A 19285-nucleotide genomic window follows, 5' to 3' on the forward strand; every position below is an offset into this window, starting at 1 on the left:
AGTCAGGCCATTTGGCCTGACTGTTTTAATTTTATATTTAATGTTGCAACCTGACCTTAAGCATTTCCTTTCTAAAAATATTTCTAATATCTAATTTTTAACCTTTTTAAGAATTTGCCATATTTATTATCTTGTACGCCTATATTAGTCTGCTTCTGGCCTCAGTGATTTACTGGGTGTTAAATAACAGGGTTTTAATTAAAGGATATTAATATGTTACTTCCTGTGATAATGGCTGGCGGTACCGGCAGTCGTCTCTGGCCGATGTCTCGCGAGCTTTACCCGAAACAGTTCCTCCGGCTGTACGGGCAGAACTCCATGCTGCAGGAAACCATCACCCGACTCTCGGGCCTTGAAATCCATGAACCGATGGTCATCTGTAACGAAGAGCACCGCTTCCTGGTGGCCGAACAGCTGCGCCAGCTCAACAGGCTGTCCAACAACATTATTCTCGAGCCGGTCGGGCGCAACACCGCCCCGGCCATTGCTCTGGCGGCCCTTCAGGCCACCCGTCACGGTGACGACCCGCTGATGCTGGTTCTCGCCGCCGACCATATCATCAATAACCAGCCGGTCTTCCACGACGCCATCCGCGTCGCCGAGCAGTATGCCGATGAAGGCCACCTGGTCACCTTCGGTATCGTGCCGAACGCCCCGGAAACCGGCTACGGCTACATCCAGCGCGGCGTGGCCCTCACCGACAGCGCCCACACCCCGTACCAGGTGGCCCGCTTCGTGGAGAAGCCGGACCGCGAGCGCGCTGAGGCCTACCTCGCCTCCGGGGAGTACTACTGGAACAGCGGCATGTTTATGTTCCGCGCCAAAAAATACCTCTCCGAGCTGGCCAAATTCCGCCCGGATATCCTCGAAGCCTGCCAGGCCGCGGTGAACGCCGCCGACAACGGCAGCGACTTCATCAGCATCCCGCATGACATTTTCTGCGAGTGCCCGGACGAGTCCGTGGACTACGCGGTGATGGAGAAAACCGCCGACGCGGTGGTGGTCGGTCTCGATGCCGACTGGAGCGACGTCGGCTCCTGGTCCGCCCTGTGGGAGGTCAGCCCGAAAGATGAGCAGGGCAACGTCCTCAGCGGCGACGCGTGGGTGCACAACAGCGAAAACTGCTACATCAACAGCGACGAGAAGCTGGTGGCGGCCATCGGCGTGGAGAACCTGGTGATTGTCAGCACCAAGGACGCCGTGCTGGTGATGAACCGCGAGCGTTCCCAGGACGTGAAGAAGGCGGTCGAGTTCCTCAAGCAGAACCAGCGCAGCGAATACAAGCGCCACCGCGAGATTTACCGTCCCTGGGGCCGCTGCGACGTGGTGGTCCAGACCCCGCGCTTCAACGTCAACCGTATCACCGTGAAACCGGGCGGCGCCTTCTCGATGCAGATGCACCACCACCGCGCCGAGCACTGGGTCATTCTCGCCGGCACCGGTCAGGTGACGGTCAACGGCAAGCAGTTCCTGCTGACCGAGAACCAGTCCACCTTTATTCCGATTGGCGCCGAGCACAGCCTGGAAAACCCGGGCCGCATTCCGCTGGAAGTGCTGGAGATCCAGTCGGGGTCGTACCTTGGCGAGGACGACATTATTCGTATTAAAGACCAGTATGGTCGTTGCTAATTTTTTTCGGGACAAAACGCAGAATGACACAGTTAACATGCTTTAAGGCTTATGACATCCGTGGTGAACTGGGCGAGGAGCTGAACGAGGACATCGCCTACCGTATCGGCCGCGCCTACGGCGAATTTCTGAAACCCGGGAAGATAGTGGTGGGGGGCGATGTGCGCCTCACCAGCGAGTCGCTGAAGCTGGCGCTGGCCCGCGGGCTGATGGACGCCGGCACCGACGTGCTGGATATCGGCCTGAGCGGTACCGAAGAGATTTACTTCGCCACCTTCCACCTCGGGGTGGACGGCGGTATCGAGGTGACGGCGAGCCACAACCCGATGAACTACAACGGCATGAAGCTGGTGCGCGAGAACGCGAAGCCCATCAGCGGCGACACCGGCCTGCGTGACATCCAGCGCCTGGCGGAGGAAAACCAGTTCCCGCCTGTTGACCCGGCGCGTCGCGGCACCCTGCGCCAGATTTCGGTGCTGAAGGAGTACGTTGACCACCTGATGGGCTACGTGGACCTGGCGAACTTCACCCGTCCGCTGAAGCTGGTGGTGAACTCCGGCAACGGGGCGGCGGGGCACGTGATTGATGAGGTGGAGAAACGCTTCGCGGCGGCCGGGGCGCCGGTGACCTTTATCAAGGTGCATCATCAGCCGGACGGCCATTTCCCGAACGGTATCCCGAACCCGCTGCTGCCGGAGTGCCGCCAGGACACCGCCGACGCGGTGCGTGCGCATCAGGCGGACATGGGGATCGCCTTTGACGGCGACTTCGACCGCTGCTTCCTGTTCGATGACGAGGCGTCGTTTATCGAGGGTTACTACATTGTCGGCCTGCTGGCGGAAGCGTTCCTGCAGAAGCAGCCGGGGGCGAAAATCATTCACGACCCGCGCCTGACGTGGAACACGGTGGACATCGTGACCCGCAGCGGCGGGCAGCCGGTGATGTCGAAGACCGGGCATGCGTTCATCAAGGAGCGGATGCGCCAGGAAGACGCCATCTACGGCGGGGAGATGAGCGCGCACCACTACTTCCGCGACTTCGCCTACTGCGACAGCGGGATGATCCCGTGGCTGCTGGTGGCGGAGCTGCTGTGCCTGAAGAACAGCTCGCTGAAATCGCTGGTGGCGGACCGCCAGGCGGCGTTCCCGGCGTCGGGGGAGATCAACCGCAAGCTGGGTAATGCGGCGGAGGCGATCGCGCGCATCCGGGCGCAGTATGAGCCGGCGGCCGCACACATCGACACAACGGACGGTATCAGTATTGAATACCCTGAGTGGCGCTTTAACCTGCGCACATCCAACACGGAGCCGGTGGTGCGCCTGAACGTTGAGTCCAGAGCGGATACGGCGTTGATGAATGCAAAAACCGAAGAGATTTTAGCTCTTCTCAAGTAATGCATTATCCATAATGGAAGCCATAGGGGCAGATTTTAATCGTATTATTGACCTTATGGCTTATTCTTGACATCCCACTGGTCAAAGCGTAAAACCGCCCACAGCATTATTTAATTTCGTGGCTATCCGCCATTACCCAGTTAACTGATTAAAGTGTAATCGAATGAAAATTACTATTTCCGGTACAGGTTATGTTGGTTTATCGAACGGTATCCTGATTGCGCAAAACCACGAAGTGGTGGCCCTGGATATCGTACAGGCCAAAGTGGATATGCTTAACCAGAAGATCTCTCCGATTGTCGATAAAGAGATTCAGGAATATCTGGCAGAAAAGCCGTTAAATTTCCGTGCCACTACGGACAAGCACGACGCCTATCGTAATGCCGACTACGTGATCATTGCGACGCCGACTGACTACGATCCGAAAACCAACTACTTTAATACCTCAACGGTTGAAGCGGTTATTCGCGATGTCACCGAGATCAACCCGAATGCGGTGATGATCATTAAATCGACCATCCCGGTGGGGTTCACCCGCGACATCAAAGAACGTTTAGGGATTGATAATGTTATTTTCTCTCCTGAGTTCCTGCGTGAAGGCCGTGCGCTGTACGACAACCTGCACCCGTCGCGTATTGTCATCGGTGAGCGCTCTGCGCGTGCCGAACGTTTCGCAGACCTGCTGAAAGAAGGCGCAATCAAGCAGGATATCCCGACCCTGTTTACCGACTCCACCGAAGCGGAAGCGATCAAACTGTTCGCTAACACCTATCTGGCGCTGCGCGTTGCCTATTTCAACGAACTCGACAGCTATGCTGAAAGCCAGGGGCTGAACAGCAAGCAGATTATCGAAGGGGTATGCCTGGATCCGCGTATCGGCAACCACTACAACAACCCGTCCTTTGGCTACGGCGGCTACTGTCTGCCGAAAGATACCAAGCAGCTGCTGGCGAACTACGAATCGGTCCCGAACAACATTATCGCGGCTATCGTCGATGCCAACCGTACCCGTAAAGACTTTATTGCGGATTCTATTCTCGCCCGTAAGCCAAAAGTGGTGGGTGTGTATCGCCTGATCATGAAGAGCGGGTCAGACAATTTCCGTGCCTCTTCTATTCAGGGCATCATGAAGCGCATCAAGGCGAAAGGTATCCCGGTTATTATCTATGAACCGGTGATGCAGGAAGATGAGTTCTTCAACTCCCGCGTCGTGCGCGACCTGGATGCCTTCAAACAAGAGGCGGATGTAATCATTTCTAACCGTATGGCGGAAGAGCTGGCGGATGTCGCGGATAAGGTTTATACCCGCGATCTGTTTGGCAACGATTAATTCTGCCTGTCTGACACTGGCGGCTCCCCGCCGCCAGTATGCTTCTTTATCTCCCCGCTATATCCCTCACTGCGCGTATTTCTCGCACATTCAGATTAACCTCAATAAATTGTGATGGACATTACGATCCTGCTCAAAACCCGTTGCGGGTTGAAAACAGGTCCGATAAGTTAAACTTACCTTGTGAAGAGCTACCGTCACTGTGATGTAGATGCCGGAGATAAGCGCCGGGAGGTAAAACGAAGCCTGCAACGCAGGCTTTTGTTATTTATGCCCTGAGGAAATATGTGGAACAGGGCGCGAGTAACGTTATTTTTTCTTGCCTTAAGGCCACGCCAAAACGCAGAATGAACGGTCATTCTGTCATATCATTTTTTTATCTCTTAATATTATCTTAATCTAAATGCAATATGGAGCGAGTCTTACCACTTGCGTTTATTAAACGTCAGTTTTGTTTTCTTTCTGTCTTTCAGATATGAAATTAAAAAGAAAACAGACACAGCAAGTAGTATGGCAGCCACTACTAAGAAAAATAGGTTTTCCATAATATCTACCACAGCTTTCTGTTGGTTGAATCATTAGCATGTTAAGCAACACGTCAGCCCGGAAGCGCTGAATTGCGATCTCTAACATATCCTGTTCTTAAGAAAATTCCTACAGAAAGTAATGTCTTTTATTTATCAGGAGAAAATGCTGAAGGATCCATTAAAAATAGTATTGAAAAGAGTGACAGCAGGTGACCAGGCTTAAAGTTGTTGGCTTTTTCGCTGGCGGGCAGATGAAACTGGTTTCAGCACCGTCGTTAAAACCAGTAAAAATTATTCTTTAGCACAAAAAAGTATAGCCTGTGCCAGGCTCGGGTAAAGAAATGAATGATAAAGGAAGACAATACGGGATGCTTATCCGTTGCCGCAATCAGCGGATTGCGGCAGGGCAGAGACAGGTTAGATCTGATAGTAATCCTTATACCACTCCACGAAGTTCTTCACGCCTTCTTTCACTGATGTCTGTGGCTTAAAGCCCACCAGGTCATACAGCGGCTGGGTGTCTGCACTGGTGTCCAGCACATCGCCCGGCTGAATCGGCATCATATTCTTCTTCGCTTCCATCCCCAGAGCTTCTTCCAGGGCGGTGATATAATCCATCAGTTCCACCGGCGAGCTGTTGCCAATGTTATAGACCCGGTACGGCGCGGAGCTGGTGGCCGGGGAACCGCTCTCAACGGTCCAGTCGGCATTGGCCTGCGGGATCACATCCTGAACGCGCACCACCGCCTCGACGATATCGTCGATATAGGTGAAATCGCGCTTCATCTTGCCGTAGTTGTAAACGTCGATACTTTTCCCTGCCAGCATCGCTTTCGTGAACTTGAACAGCGCCATATCCGGGCGGCCCCACGGACCATAGACCGTAAAGAAGCGCAGCCCGGTGGTCGGGATGCCGTACAGATGGGAATAGGTATGCGCCATCAGCTCATTGGCTTTCTTGGTGGCGGCGTACAGGGAGACCGGATGATCGACGGAATCCTCCGTGGAGAACGGCATTTTGCGATTAAGGCCGTAAACCGAGCTGGAGGAGGCGTATACCAGGTGTTTCACTTTGGTATGGCGGCAGCCTTCCAGAATATTCAGGTACCCCATCAGGTTTGCGTCGGCGTAGGCATACGGGTTTTCCAGCGAATAGCGCACGCCGGCCTGGGCCGCCAGGTGGATCACGCGGTCAAACTGTTCTGCGGCGAACAGCGTCGCCATACCCTCACGGTCGGCAAGATCCAGCTGCTGGAAATGGAATGCCGGAGAGGACAGACGATCCAGACGGGCCTGCTTCAGGCTGACGTCATAGTAGTCGTTCATGTTGTCGATCCCGACAACGTCATGCCCTTCATTCAGCAGGCGCTGCGCGATATGAAAGCCGATAAAACCTGCGGCACCAGTGACCAAAAACTTCATATTTTTCCTCCGGGGTGTGGATATCCCGTTCTACATAACGGCCGATTTTACACTGGCTTGCGGCTGGGATCACTTGCTTTGCCGCGTCTTATCCGCCAGGCGTGAAGTGAAGGGTGTTTTTTTCTGGCAAAATCGTGGTGGCAAAGGCTGATAAATAACAACGTTTCTCATTTGACTGTTAGCTGTCGAATAATAACCTTGTGACCTGTCAGCGGTTTAGCGATTCATGGCGCAATCATAAAGGTCGCCAATCCCCCCGGTATGGCGTAATTTTGTTTAAAGTTATATTTTCGTCAGCGGATGATTTAGCAAATGGGCAAAATCTCTGCAGTGTTTTCTCTGGTTTTTTGATGAATATCAATGGATTAGATTGGTTTTGTTTGTTTAGTGAATGTTTATAATGTGTATTATTTGAGTAATCCATTAATCAGTAGGCTTTTTTATTTTTATTCCCCGCGACCAGCGCTATAATCTGCGGACGATTTTCTTTGTGGAATGTGCAGTGTAGAGCATGAGTCGTTTATCCCTCCTGTCGGAACAAAGCGCCGTCGCCATGTGCAAAGGGCCATCAAGCCTGGCCGCGCGTTGTCTCCCTGGCGGCGAAAGCGATGTCTCTTCTTATCTTTCCCCGCATCGTGGACGCTCCTTTCTGACGCTTGCTGACACCGGCAGGCCGCCCGTTTCCCTTTCGTCGGTGGCGGAAAGCGCACGTGTGATACCCTGCGTAAATGAGAAAGTCCTGATGGTTAACCCGGCGGCAAATGCGGAAAGTGTGGGGCATTTCGCGGCCAGGTGAGGACAGATGCATATTAAAAGCAGAGATATGTCCCAGGACATATCTCTGCTTTTAGGTTTTCAGGACACCCGTTCCGTCAGGCTGGCTTTTCAGACCGCTGAGTGAATGTTCTGCCGATAGCCTGAAGCGAAAGAGGGTGGCGTTTAGCCTGAAACACGGGAGCAGTACGCATTTTGGTTGCGACAGCCAATGGCGGTAGCGTGCCTGAAAAAGGCCATTCCACCCGACGGTCGATTGATTGATAGTAAAATAAAGCAATTATTTATTTAAGGATTTCATTATGTTACTTCCTGTAATTATGGCTGGTGGTACCGGCAGTCGTCTCTGGCCGATGTCTCGCGAGCTTTACCCGAAACAGTTCCTCCGGCTGTACGGGCAGAACTCCATGCTGCAGGAAACTATCACCCGACTCTCGGGCCTTGAAATCCATGAACCGATGGTCATCTGTAACGAAGAGCACCGCTTCCTGGTGGCCGAACAGCTGCGCCAGCTCAACAGGCTGTCCAACAACATTATTCTTGAGCCGGTCGGGCGCAACACCGCCCCGGCCATTGCTCTGGCGGCCCTTCAGGCCACCCGTCACGGTGACGACCCGCTGATGCTGGTCCTCGCCGCCGACCATATCATCAATAACCAGCCGGTCTTCCACGACGCCATCCGCGTCGCCGAGCAGTATGCCGATGAAGGCCACCTGGTCACCTTCGGTATCGTGCCGAACGCCCCGGAAACCGGCTACGGCTACATCCAGCGCGGCGTGGCCCTCACCGACAGCGCCCACACCCCGTACCAGGTGGCCCGCTTCGTGGAGAAGCCGGACCGCGAGCGCGCTGAGGCCTACCTCGCCTCCGGGGAGTACTACTGGAACAGCGGCATGTTTATGTTCCGCGCCAAAAAATACCTCTCCGAGCTGGCCAAATTCCGCCCGGATATCCTCGAAGCCTGCCAGGCCGCGGTGAACGCCGCCGACAACGGCAGCGACTTCATCAGCATCCCGCATGACATTTTCTGCGAGTGCCCGGACGAGTCCGTGGACTACGCGGTGATGGAGAAAACCGCCGACGCGGTGGTGGTCGGTCTCGATGCCGACTGGAGCGACGTCGGCTCCTGGTCCGCCCTGTGGGAGGTCAGCCCGAAAGATGAGCAGGGCAACGTCCTCAGCGGCGACGCGTGGGTGCACAACAGCGAAAACTGCTACATCAACAGCGACGAGAAGCTGGTGGCGGCCATCGGCGTGGAGAACCTGGTGATTGTCAGCACCAAGGACGCCGTGCTGGTGATGAACCGCGAGCGTTCCCAGGACGTGAAGAAGGCGGTCGAGTTCCTCAAGCAGAACCAGCGCAGCGAATACAAGCGCCACCGCGAGATTTACCGTCCCTGGGGCCGCTGCGACGTGGTGGTCCAGACCCCGCGCTTCAACGTCAACCGTATCACCGTGAAACCGGGCGGCGCCTTCTCGATGCAGATGCACCACCACCGCGCCGAGCACTGGGTCATTCTCGCCGGCACCGGTCAGGTGACGGTCAACGGCAAGCAGTTCCTGCTGACCGAGAACCAGTCCACCTTTATTCCGATTGGCGCCGAGCACAGCCTGGAAAACCCGGGCCGCATTCCGCTGGAAGTGCTGGAGATCCAGTCGGGGTCGTACCTTGGCGAGGACGACATTATTCGTATTAAAGACCAGTATGGTCGTTGCTAATTTTTTTCGGGACAAAACGCAGAATGACACAGTTAACATGCTTTAAGGCTTATGACATCCGTGGTGAACTGGGCGAGGAGCTGAACGAGGACATCGCCTACCGTATCGGCCGCGCCTACGGCGAATTTCTGAAACCCGGGAAGATAGTGGTGGGGGGCGATGTGCGCCTCACCAGCGAGTCGCTGAAGCTGGCGCTGGCCCGCGGGCTGATGGACGCCGGCACCGACGTGCTGGATATCGGCCTGAGCGGTACCGAAGAGATTTACTTCGCCACCTTCCACCTCGGGGTGGACGGCGGTATCGAGGTGACGGCGAGCCACAACCCGATGAACTACAACGGCATGAAGCTGGTGCGCGAGAACGCGAAGCCCATCAGCGGCGACACCGGCCTGCGTGACATCCAGCGCCTGGCGGAGGAAAACCAGTTCCCGCCTGTTGACCCGGCGCGTCGCGGCACCCTGCGCCAGATTTCGGTGCTGAAGGAGTACGTTGACCACCTGATGGGCTACGTGGACCTGGCGAACTTCACCCGTCCGCTGAAGCTGGTGGTGAACTCCGGCAACGGGGCGGCGGGGCACGTGATTGATGAGGTGGAGAAACGCTTCGCGGCGGCCGGGGCGCCGGTGACCTTTATCAAGGTGCATCATCAGCCGGACGGCCATTTCCCGAACGGTATCCCGAACCCGCTGCTGCCGGAGTGCCGCCAGGACACCGCCGACGCGGTGCGTGCGCATCAGGCGGACATGGGGATCGCCTTTGACGGCGACTTCGACCGCTGCTTCCTGTTCGATGACGAGGCGTCGTTTATCGAGGGTTACTACATTGTCGGCCTGCTGGCGGAAGCGTTCCTGCAGAAGCAGCCGGGGGCGAAAATCATTCACGACCCGCGCCTGACGTGGAACACGGTGGACATCGTGACCCGCAGCGGCGGGCAGCCGGTGATGTCGAAGACCGGGCATGCGTTCATCAAGGAGCGGATGCGCCAGGAAGACGCCATCTACGGCGGGGAGATGAGCGCGCACCACTACTTCCGCGACTTCGCCTACTGCGACAGCGGGATGATCCCGTGGCTGCTGGTGGCGGAGCTGCTGTGCCTGAAGAACAGCTCGCTGAAATCGCTGGTGGAGGACCGCCAGGCGGCATTCCCGGCGTCGGGGGAGATCAACCGCAAGCTGGGAAATGCGGCGGAGGCGATCGCGCGCATCCGGGCGCAGTATGAGCCGGCGGCCGCACACATCGACACAACGGACGGTATCAGTATTGAATACCCTGAGTGGCGCTTTAACCTGCGCACGTCCAACACGGAGCCGGTGGTGCGTCTGAACGTTGAGTCCAGAGCGGATACGGCGTTGATGAACGAGAAAACCGCCGAGCTGCTCAACCTGTTAAAAGAGGAATCGCTTTGAGTCCTATGTTTTCAGCGATCTATCGCTACCGTGGCTTTATTATTGACAGCGTTAAACGGGACTTTCAGTCCCGTTACCAGACCAGCTTTTTAGGCGCGGCATGGCTGATCTTGCAGCCGATCGCCATGATTTCCGTCTATACATTAATCTTTTCTGAATTAATGCGTGCCCGCCTGGCGGGCATGGACGGCCCTTTTGCCTATAGCATCTACCTCTGTTCCGGGGTGTTAACCTGGGGGCTGTTCACGGAAACGCTCAACAGTCTGGTCAACGTTTTTCTGACCAACGCCAATATTCTTAAAAAGCTCAGCTTTCCGCGGATCTGTTTACCGATCATCGTCACCGCTTCGGCGTTCATTAACTTTCTGATCATTTTCGGTCTGTTTGTGCTGTTTCTGATCGTCACGGGCAATTTCCCGGGCATGATTTTCTTTGAAATCATTCCGGTACTGATCGTCCAGATGCTGTTCACCCTGGGCCTGGGGATTATCCTCGGCGTGCTGAACGTTTTTGTCCGCGACATCGGCCAGTTCGTCAATATTCTGCTGCAGTTTTGGTTCTGGTTTACGCCTATTGTTTACGTGTCCAAAACGCTGCCGGAATGGGTATCAGGCCTGCTGGCCTATAACCCGATGGCGACCATTATCGGTTCCTATCAGAACGTGATGCTCTATCACCAGAGCCCAGACTGGATGGCGCTGCTTCCGGTCACGGTGGTGTCGGTCATTCTGTTTTTATTTGCCTGGCGTTTATTTAAAAAACATGCCGCTGATATTGTGGACGAGATTTAATCATGAGTATCAAAGTTCAGCACGTCGGCAAGGCGTATAAATATTACCCATCCAAATGGAACCGGGTCATCGAGAAACTGCTGCCGGGCGATAAGCCGCGGCACAGCAAAAAATGGGTGTTAAAAGACATCAATTTCAGCATTGAACCCGGTGAAGCAGTCGGTATTGTCGGGGTGAACGGCGCAGGTAAAAGTACGTTGCTGAAGCTGCTGACTGGCACCACCCAGCCCACCAAAGGCAGCATTGAGATCCAGGGGCGCGTCGCTGCGCTGCTGGAGCTGGGCATGGGTTTCCATCCCGACTTTACCGGCCGGCAGAACGTGTATATGTCCGGGCTAATGATGGGCCTGAGCCGGGAAGAGATCGAGCGCTTAATGCCGGAGATCGAAGCCTTTGCGGATATCGGCGACTACATTGAAGAGCCGGTGCGCATCTATTCCAGCGGCATGCAAATGCGCCTGGCGTTCGCCGTGGCCACCGCTTCTCGCCCGGATATTCTGATCGTCGATGAAGCGCTCTCCGTTGGCGACTCCCGCTTTCAGGCGAAGTGCTACGCCCGCATTGCGGACTTCAAAAAGCAGGGCACCACGCTGCTGCTGGTTTCCCACAGCGCCGGGGATATCGTCAAACACTGCGACCGCGCCATCTTCCTCAAAAATGGTGACATCTGCATGGACGGCACCGCCCGTGACGTGACTAACCGTTACCTGGATGAGTTGTTTGGCAAACCTGATAAAGACAGCGCCAGGAAAAGCGAAACGGCTACCTCGTCAGCCAGTGGCGAAAGCCAGATGTCGCTCGATGAGATTGAAGATGTGTACCACACGCGACCAGGCTACCGTCCGGAAGAGTACCGCTGGGGGCAGGGCGGCGCGAAAATCATCGATTACCATATTCAGAGCGCCGGGGTTGATTTTCCGCCTTCGCTGACGGGCAATCAGCAGACCGATTTTCTGATGAAGGTCGTGTTTGAATACGATTTTGATTGCGTGGTGCCAGGCATCCTGATTAAGACCCTCGATGGCTTATTCCTCTACGGAACCAACTCTTTCCTCGCCTCAGAAGGGCGCGAGAATATTTCGGTTTCCCGCGGCGATGTTCGGGTGTTTAAATTTAGCCTTCCGGTGGATTTAAACAGTGGCGATTACCTGCTGTCATTTGGTATCTCTGCCGGCAACCCGCAGACGGATATGACGCCGCTGGACAGACGTTACGACTCCATTATTTTACATGTGACCAAGAGCATGGATTTTTGGGGTGTCATCGATCTTAAGTCGTCCTTTACTAGCTACCAATGACGTTGAGAAAAACGATTCCATGACTAAAAACTTAAACACGCTGGTTAGCGAATTACCTGAGATTTATCAAACTATTTTTGGCCATCCCGAGTGGGATGGCGACGCCGCTCGCGATTGTAATCAACGTCTCGATTTGATTACCGAACAGTACGATAACTTATCCCGCGCGCTGGGCCGCCCGCTTAAAGTTCTCGATCTGGGCTGCGCTCAGGGCTTTTTCAGCCTGAGCCTGGCAAGCAAAGGCGCGACTATCGTTGGTATCGATTTCCAGCAGGAAAATATTAACGTGTGCCGCGCGCTGGCCGAAGAAAACCCCGACTTTGCCGCCGAATTCCGGGTAGGCAGAATTGAAGAGGTGATCGCCGCGCTGGAAGAGGGCGAGTTTGATCTGGCCATTGGCTTAAGCGTGTTTCACCATATTGTTCATCTTCATGGTATCGATGAAGTTAAACGTCTGCTCTCGCGCCTGGCGGATGTCACCCAGGCGGTGATCCTTGAGCTGGCGGTGAAAGAAGAACCGCTCTACTGGGGCGTTTCTCAGCCGGACGATCCGCGCGAACTGATTGAGCAGTGCGCGTTTTATCGCCTGATTGGCGAGTTTGATACCCATTTATCCCCCGTTCCGCGCCCGATGTACCTGGTCAGCAACCACCGGGTGCTGCTCAACGATTTTAATCAGCCGTTCCAGCACTGGCAAAATCAGCCCTATGCCGGGGCCGGCCTGGCGCATAAGCGCAGCCGTCGCTACTTCTTTGGCGAAGATTATGTGTGCAAGTTTTTCTATTACGACATGCCCCACGGCATCCTGACGGCGGAAGAGAGCCAGCGTAATAAACATGAACTGCATAATGAAATAAAGTTCCTGGCGCAACCGCCAGCGGGCTTTGACGCGCCGGCATTACTGGCCCACGGCGAAAACGCCCAGTCTGGCTGGCTGGTGATGGAAAAGCTCCCGGGTAGCTTGCTGAGCGATATGCTGGCGGCCGGGGAAGAGATCGATCGTGAAAAAATCCTTGGCACCTTGCTCCGTTCCTTAGCGGCGCTGGAGAAGCAAGGGTTCTGGCATGACGATGTGCGCCCATGGAACGTGATGGTTGATGCACGGCAGCATGCCCGCTTAATCGACTTCGGCTCTATCGTCACCACCCCACAGGACTGCAGCTGGCCGACAAACCTTGTCCAGTCGTTTTTCGTGTTTGTGAACGAGCTGTTTGCCGAAAACAAAAACATAAACGGTTTCTGGCGCTCGGCGCCCGTGCATCCGTTCAACCTGCCGCAGCCGTGGTCAAACTGGCTGTATGCGGTCTGGCAGGAGCCGGTTGACAGCTGGAACTTTGCCCTGCTGTTAGCGCTGTTCGACAAAAAAGCGAAACTGCCTTCAGCTGAACAGCAGCGTGGGGCGACGGAGCAGTGGATCATCGCTCAGGAGACGGTGCTGCTAGAGCTTCAGTCCCGGGTGCGCAATGAAAGCGCCGGCTCGGAGGCGATGCGTGGTGAAATCCATGCCCTGGAGCAACAGATCGTTCAGCTGCAGGCGGCACAGGATGCGTTAGTCGAGAAAGCGCAACAGCCAGTGGAAGTCAGCCATGAGCTGAGCTGGCTGACTGAGAATATGGCGCAGCTGACCGCGCTGCTGGAGTCGGCACAAGCGCACGCCCAGGCTGACATTCAGCCCGAGCTGCCGCCGGAAACCGCTGAGCTCCTCCAGCGACTGGAAGCCGCTAACCGGGAGATTCACCATTTACATAACGAAAACCAGCAGCTTCGCCAGGAAATTGAAAAAATCCATCGCAGCCGTTCCTGGAGAATGACCAAGGGTTATCGTTATCTGGGACTGCAGATCCATTTGCTGAGGCAGTATGGTTTCGTGCAGCGTTGTAAACATTTTATTAAACGCGTCCTGCGGTTTGTTTTCTCGTTTATGAGAAAACATCCGAAGGTAAAACATACCGCGGTAAATGGGTTACATAAGCTGGGCCTTTATCAGCCGGCCTATCGTTTGTATCGTCGTATGAATCCGCTGCCGCACAGCCAGTATCAGGCTGATGCGCAAATTTTATCGCAGACTGAGCTGCAAGTGATGCATCCGGAGCTTTTACCTCCGGAGGTTTATGAAATTTATCTCAAACTAACGAAAAATAAATAAGGAGATTAACTTGCATATTTTGATTGATGTCCAGGGTTACCAGTCGGAAAGTAAATTCCGCGGTATCGGTCGCAGTACCCTGGCCATGAGCCGCGCCATTATTGAAAATGCCGGCGAGCATCGCGTCAGTATTCTGATCAATGGTATGTATCCCATTGACAATATTAATGATGTAAAAATGGCCTATCGGGACCTGCTGGCGGATGAGGATATGTTCATCTTCTCCGCCGTTGCGCCAACGGCCTATTGCAATATTGATAACCACGGCCGTAGCAAAGCCGCCCAGGCGGCCCGCGATATCGCTATCGCCAATATCGCGCCTGATATTGTCTATGTTATTAGCTTCTTCGAAGGCCATGGGGATAGTTATACCGTGTCCATTCCGGCGGACAATGTGCCGTGGAAGACAGTGTGCGTATGCCACGATCTGATCCCGCTGTTAAATAAAGAGCGTTATCTCGGCGATCCGAATTTCCGCGAGTTTTATATGAACAAGCTGGCGGAGTTTGAGCGGGCGGACGCGATCTTCGCTATTTCGCAGTCGGCGGCCCAGGAAGTGATCGAATATACCGACATCGCCAGCGATCGAGTGCTGAACATCTCCTCGGCGGTGGGGGAAGAGTTTGCGGTTATCGACTATTCCGCCGAGCGTATTCAGTCTTTAAAAGACAAATACAGCCTGCCCGATGAGTTTATTCTGACGCTGGCGATGATCGAGCCGCGGAAAAACATCGAAGCGCTTATTCACGCCTACAGCATGCTGCCTGCCGAATTGCAGCAGCGCTATCCGATGGTGCTGGCGTATAAGGTGCACCCGGAGGATCTGGAGCGGATTCTGCGTCTGGCGGAAAGCTATGGCCTGTCACGCAGCCAGCTTATCTTTACCGGCTTCCTGACCGACGACGATCTGATTGCTCTGTACAACCTGTGCAAACTGTTTGTGTTCCCGTCGCTGCATGAAGGTTTCGGCCTGCCGCCGCTGGAAGCGATGCGCTGCGGGGCGGCGACCTTAGGTTCAAACATTACCAGCCTGCCGGAAGTCATTGGCTGGGAAGATGCCATGTTCAATCCGCATGACGTGCAGGATATTCGCCGGGTGATGGAGAAGGCGCTGACCGATGAGGCGTTTTACCGTGAGCTGAAGGCGCATGCTCTGACGCAGTCGGCCAAATTCTCCTGGGCCAACACCGCCCATCTGGCGATCGATGGTTTCACTCGCCTGCTGCAGTCGTCCAAAGAGGCGCATGCCGGGCAGGTGGAAGGCGTGACCGCCTCGCGCATTCAGACGATGCAGAAAATTGATGCGCTGAGCGAAGTCGACCGTCTGGGTCTGGCGTGGGCGGTTGCGCGCAACGGCTTTAAGCGCCATACCCGCAAGCTGCTGGTGGATATTTCGGTTCTGGCGAAGCATGACGCGAAGACCGGGATCCAGCGCGTCTCGCGCAGTATTCTTAGCGAATTACTGAAATCCGGCGTGCCGGGTTATGAGGTTTCCGCCGTCTACTACACCCCAGGCGAGTGTTATCGCTACGCCAACCAATATCTGTCCAGTAACTTCCCGGGCGAATATGGTGCCGACGAGCCGGTGCTGTTCAGCAAAGATGATATTCTGATCGCCACCGATCTGACCGCGCATCTCTTCCCGGAGGTGGTGACGCAAATTGACAGCATGCGCGCCGCCGGGGCGTTCGCCTGCTTCGTGGTGCATGATATTTTGCCATTACGTCGCCCGGAGTGGAGTATCGAAGGCATTCAGCGTGAATTCCCGATCTGGCTGTCCTGCCTCGCAGAGCACGCAGACCGGCTGATCTGCGTCTCTGCCAGCGTCGCCGAGGATGTGAAAGCGTGGATTGCGGAAAATAGCCATTGGGTGAAACCGAATCCGCTGCTGACCGTCAGCAACTTCCATCTGGGCGCCGACCTCGATGCCAGTGTACCGTCCACTGGTATGCCGGACAATGCACAGGCGCTGTTAGCCACGATGGCCGCAGCCCCTTCATTTATCATGGTTGGCACCATGGAGCCGCGCAAAGGCCACGCCCAGACGCTGGCCGCCTTCGAGGAGCTGTGGCGCGAAGGCAAAGAGTACAACTTGTTTATCGTCGGCAAACAGGGCTGGAACGTTGACAGCTTGTGCGAAAAATTACGCCATCATCCGCAGCTGAACAAAAAGCTGTTCTGGCTGCAGAATATCAGCGACGAGTTTTTGGCCGAGCTATATGCTCGTTCACGCGCGCTGATCTTTGCCTCGCAGGGCGAGGGCTTTGGCCTGCCGTTGATTGAAGCGGCGCAGAAAAAGCTGCCGGTGATTATCCGCGATATCCCGGTGTTTAAAGAGATTGCTCAGGAACATGCCTGGTATTTCTCCGGGGAAGCGCCGGCCGACATCGCGAAGGCCGTCGAAGACTGGTTAGCCCTGTATGAGCAAAACGCGCATCCTCGCTCAGAAAATATCAACTGGTTAACCTGGAAGCAGAGCGCGGAATTTCTCCTGAAAAACCTGCCGATTATCGCGCCAGCCGCGAAGCAATAATCGCTATCAACAGGGCCGCCCCGGTGGCCCTTGTGATGAGTTCGTTATGAAAATTATTTTTGCTACTGAGCCAATTAAATACCCATTAACGGGCATCGGTCGGTATTCCCTGGAGCTGGTTAAGCGGCTGGCGGTCGCTCGCGAAATCGAAGAGCTGAAGCTGTTTCACGGCGCGTCGTTTATCGATCAGATCCCCCAGGTAGAGAATAAAAGCGATACCAAAGCCAGCAATCATGGTCGTCTGTCGGCGTTTCTGCGCCGCCAGCCGCTGCTGATTGAGGCATATCGTCTGCTGCATCCACGGCGCCAGGCATGGGCATTGCGCGACTATAAAGATTACATCTACCATGGTCCCAATTTTTATCTGCCGCATCGCCTGGAACGCGCCGTGACCACGTTTCATGACATCTCCATTTTTACCTGCCCGGAATATCATCCAAAAGATCGGGTTCGCTATATGGAGAAGTCCCTGCACGAGAGCCTGGATTCGGCAAAGCTGATCCTGACCGTCTCTGACTTCTCGCGCAGTGAAATCATCCGCCTGTTCAACTATCCGGCGGATCGGATCGTCACCACCAAGCTGGCCTGCAGCAGCGACTATATTCCGCGCAGCCCGGCGGAGTGCCTGCCGGTCCTGCAGAAATATCAGCTGGCGTGGCAGGGCTACGCGTTGTATATCGGCACCATGGAGCCGCGTAAAAATATCCGCGGTTTGCTGCAGGCCTATCAGCTGCTGCCGATGGAGACCCGCATGCGCTACCCGCTGATCCTCAGCGGTTATCGCGGCTGGGAAGACGATGTGCTGTGGCAGTTAGTCGAGCGCGGTACGCGGGAAGGGTGGATCCGTTACCTGGGCTATGTCCCGGATGAAGACCTGCCTTATCTGTACGCGGCGGCCAGAACCTTTGTTTATCCCTCCTTCTATGAGGGATTCGGTTTACCTATTCTTGAAGCGATGTCTTGCGGTGTGCCGGTAGTATGTTCCAATGTCACTTCTTTGCCTGAGGTGGTTGGCGATGCCGGCCTCGTTGCCGATCCTAATGATGTAGACGCGATTAGCGCGCATATTTTGCAGAGCCTGCAGGATGATAGCTGGCGGGAAATCGCCACCGCGCGCGGTCTTGCCCAGGCGAAACAGTTTTCGTGGGAGAACTGTACGACCCAGACCATTAACGCCTATAAATTACTCTAAGGGTGTCAGTTGAGAGTTCTACACGTCTATAAGACCTACTATCCCGATACCTACGGCGGTATTGAGCAGGTCATTTATCAGCTCAGTCAGGGCTGCGCCCGCCGGGGAATCGCAGCCGATGTTTTTACTTTTAGCCCGGACAAAGAGACAGGACCTGTCGCCTACGAAGACCATCGGGTCATTTATAATAAGCAGCTTTTTGAAATTGCCTCCACGCCGTTTTCGCTGAGAGCGTTAAAGCGTTTTAAGCAGATTAAAGATGATTACGACATCATCAACTACCATTTTCCGTTTCCATTCATGGACATGTTGCATCTCTCGGCGCGGCCTGACGCCAGAACGGTGGTGACCTATCACTCTGATATTGTGAAACAAAAACGGTTGATGAAGCTGTACCAGCCGCTGCAGGAGCGATTCCTCGCCAGCGTAGACTGCATTGTCGCCTCGTCGCCCAACTACGTGGCCTCCAGCCAGACCCTGAAAAAATATCAGGATAAAACCGTGGTGATCCCGTTTGGTCTGGAGCAGCACGACGTGCAGCACGATCCGCAGCGGGTGGCGCACTGGCGGGAAACCGTCGGCGATAACTTCTTCCTTTTCGTCGGCGCTTTCCGCTACTACAAAGGGTTGCACATTCTGCTGGATGCCGCCGAGCGTAGCCGGCTGCCGGTGGTGATCGTCGGGGGCGGGCCGCTGGAGGCGGAAGTGCGTCGTGAAGCGCAGCAGCGCGGGCTGAGCAATGTGGTGTTTACCGGCATGCTCAACGACGAAGATAAATATATTCTCTTCCAGCTCTGCCGTGGCGTGGTCTTCCCCTCGCATCTGCGCTCCGAGGCGTTTGGCATTACGTTACTGGAAGGCGCGCGCTTCGCCAGGCCGCTGATCTCCTGCGAGATCGGCACCGGGACCTCGTTCATTAACCAGGACAAAGTGAATGGCTGCGTGATCCCGCCGAATGACAGCCAGGCGCTGGTGGAGGCGATGAATGAGCTCTGGCATAACGATGAAACCGCCAGCCGCTATGGCGAAAACTCGCGTCGTCGTTTTGAAGAGATGTTTACTGCCGACCATATGATTGACGCTTACGTCAATCTCTACACTACGCTGCTGGAAAGCAAATCCTGA

The 19285-nt window shown here is 55.1% G+C and carries 13 protein-coding genes; 11 read left to right on the forward strand and 2 right to left on the reverse strand.

Going from position 1 to position 19285, the window contains the following annotated elements:
- Positions 1–213: 213 nt before the first annotated feature.
- The 3 genes from ACOI7D_RS08470 to ugd all read left to right on the forward strand — a co-directional run bounded on the left by ACOI7D_RS08470 (position 214) and on the right by ugd (position 4353).
- A complete protein-coding gene (locus ACOI7D_RS08470) occupies positions 214–1629 on the forward strand; it encodes a mannose-1-phosphate guanylyltransferase/mannose-6-phosphate isomerase (RefSeq protein ID WP_064154354.1) in 1416 nt (471 codons plus the stop codon).
- Positions 1630–1652: 23 nt separating this feature from the next.
- Entirely contained in the window at positions 1653–3023 is a 1371-nt protein-coding gene (gene rfbK, locus ACOI7D_RS08475) for an O9 family phosphomannomutase RfbK (RefSeq protein ID WP_004899416.1), read from the forward strand.
- Positions 3024–3186: 163 nt separating this feature from the next.
- The gene (gene ugd / locus ACOI7D_RS08480) at positions 3187–4353 is read left to right on the forward strand and encodes a UDP-glucose 6-dehydrogenase (protein ID WP_000704810.1); all 1167 of its coding nucleotides are present in this window, start codon (positions 3187–3189) and stop codon (positions 4351–4353) included.
- Positions 4354–4775: 422 nt separating this feature from the next.
- Here ugd and ACOI7D_RS08485 read toward each other — a convergent pair whose 3' ends face one another.
- On the reverse strand, positions 4776–4898 hold the full coding sequence (locus ACOI7D_RS08485) for a small membrane protein (protein WP_000429184.1): 123 nt from the start codon (positions 4896–4898) through the stop codon (positions 4776–4778).
- A gap of 399 nt (positions 4899–5297) precedes the next feature.
- Positions 5298–6302 carry an NAD-dependent epimerase gene (locus ACOI7D_RS08490; protein ID WP_044524123.1) on the reverse strand — a complete coding sequence of 335 codons (1005 nt, stop codon included), beginning with the start codon at positions 6300–6302 and terminating at the stop codon, positions 5298–5300.
- Between the two features lie 1076 nt (positions 6303–7378).
- On the opposite strand from ACOI7D_RS08490, the gene ACOI7D_RS08495 reads away from it, so the two are divergent.
- Genes ACOI7D_RS08495 through wbdC form a run of 8 tightly spaced genes read left to right on the forward strand, consistent with a single transcriptional unit; the run spans position 7379 to position 19285 of the window.
- Positions 7379–8794 (forward strand): mannose-1-phosphate guanylyltransferase/mannose-6-phosphate isomerase, encoded by a 1416-nt coding sequence (locus ACOI7D_RS08495; protein ID WP_064154354.1) that lies wholly within the window; start codon positions 7379–7381, stop codon positions 8792–8794.
- A 23-nt stretch (positions 8795–8817) separates the two neighbouring features.
- A complete protein-coding gene (gene rfbK / locus ACOI7D_RS08500) occupies positions 8818–10200 on the forward strand; it encodes an O9 family phosphomannomutase RfbK (protein ID WP_049014738.1) in 1383 nt (460 codons plus the stop codon).
- 5 nt (positions 10201–10205) lie between these two features.
- Positions 10206–10991: an O9 family O-antigen export ABC transporter permease subunit gene (gene wzm / locus ACOI7D_RS08505; RefSeq protein ID WP_004203602.1), complete on the forward strand. Its 786-nt coding sequence runs from the start codon at positions 10206–10208 to the stop codon at positions 10989–10991.
- 2 nt (positions 10992–10993) lie between these two features.
- On the forward strand, positions 10994–12289 hold the full coding sequence (gene wzt, locus ACOI7D_RS08510) for an O9 family O-antigen export ABC transporter ATP-binding subunit (RefSeq protein ID WP_050533857.1): 1296 nt from the start codon (positions 10994–10996) through the stop codon (positions 12287–12289).
- 19 nt (positions 12290–12308) lie between these two features.
- Entirely contained in the window at positions 12309–14435 is a 2127-nt protein-coding gene (locus ACOI7D_RS08515) for a methyltransferase domain-containing protein (protein WP_060590469.1), read from the forward strand.
- Positions 14436–14445: 10 nt separating this feature from the next.
- Entirely contained in the window at positions 14446–16968 is a 2523-nt protein-coding gene (gene wbdA, locus ACOI7D_RS08520; protein ID WP_049014735.1) for a polymannosyl GlcNAc-diphospho-ditrans,octacis-undecaprenol 2,3-alpha-mannosylpolymerase WbdA, read from the forward strand.
- Between the two features lie 46 nt (positions 16969–17014).
- Positions 17015–18160, forward strand: coding sequence for a glycosyltransferase family 4 protein (locus ACOI7D_RS08525; RefSeq protein ID WP_008804110.1), 1146 nt, complete (start codon positions 17015–17017; stop codon positions 18158–18160).
- Positions 18161–18169: 9 nt separating this feature from the next.
- Complete coding sequence (gene wbdC / locus ACOI7D_RS08530; RefSeq protein WP_044524108.1) at positions 18170–19285, forward strand: N-acetyl-alpha-D-glucosaminyl-diphospho-ditrans,octacis-undecaprenol 3-alpha-mannosyltransferase WbdC; 1116 nt, start codon at positions 18170–18172, stop codon at positions 19283–19285.

It is taken from the genome of Klebsiella sp. C360, assembly GCF_048822415.1.
Lineage (GTDB): Bacteria > Pseudomonadota > Gammaproteobacteria > Enterobacterales > Enterobacteriaceae > Klebsiella > Klebsiella quasipneumoniae.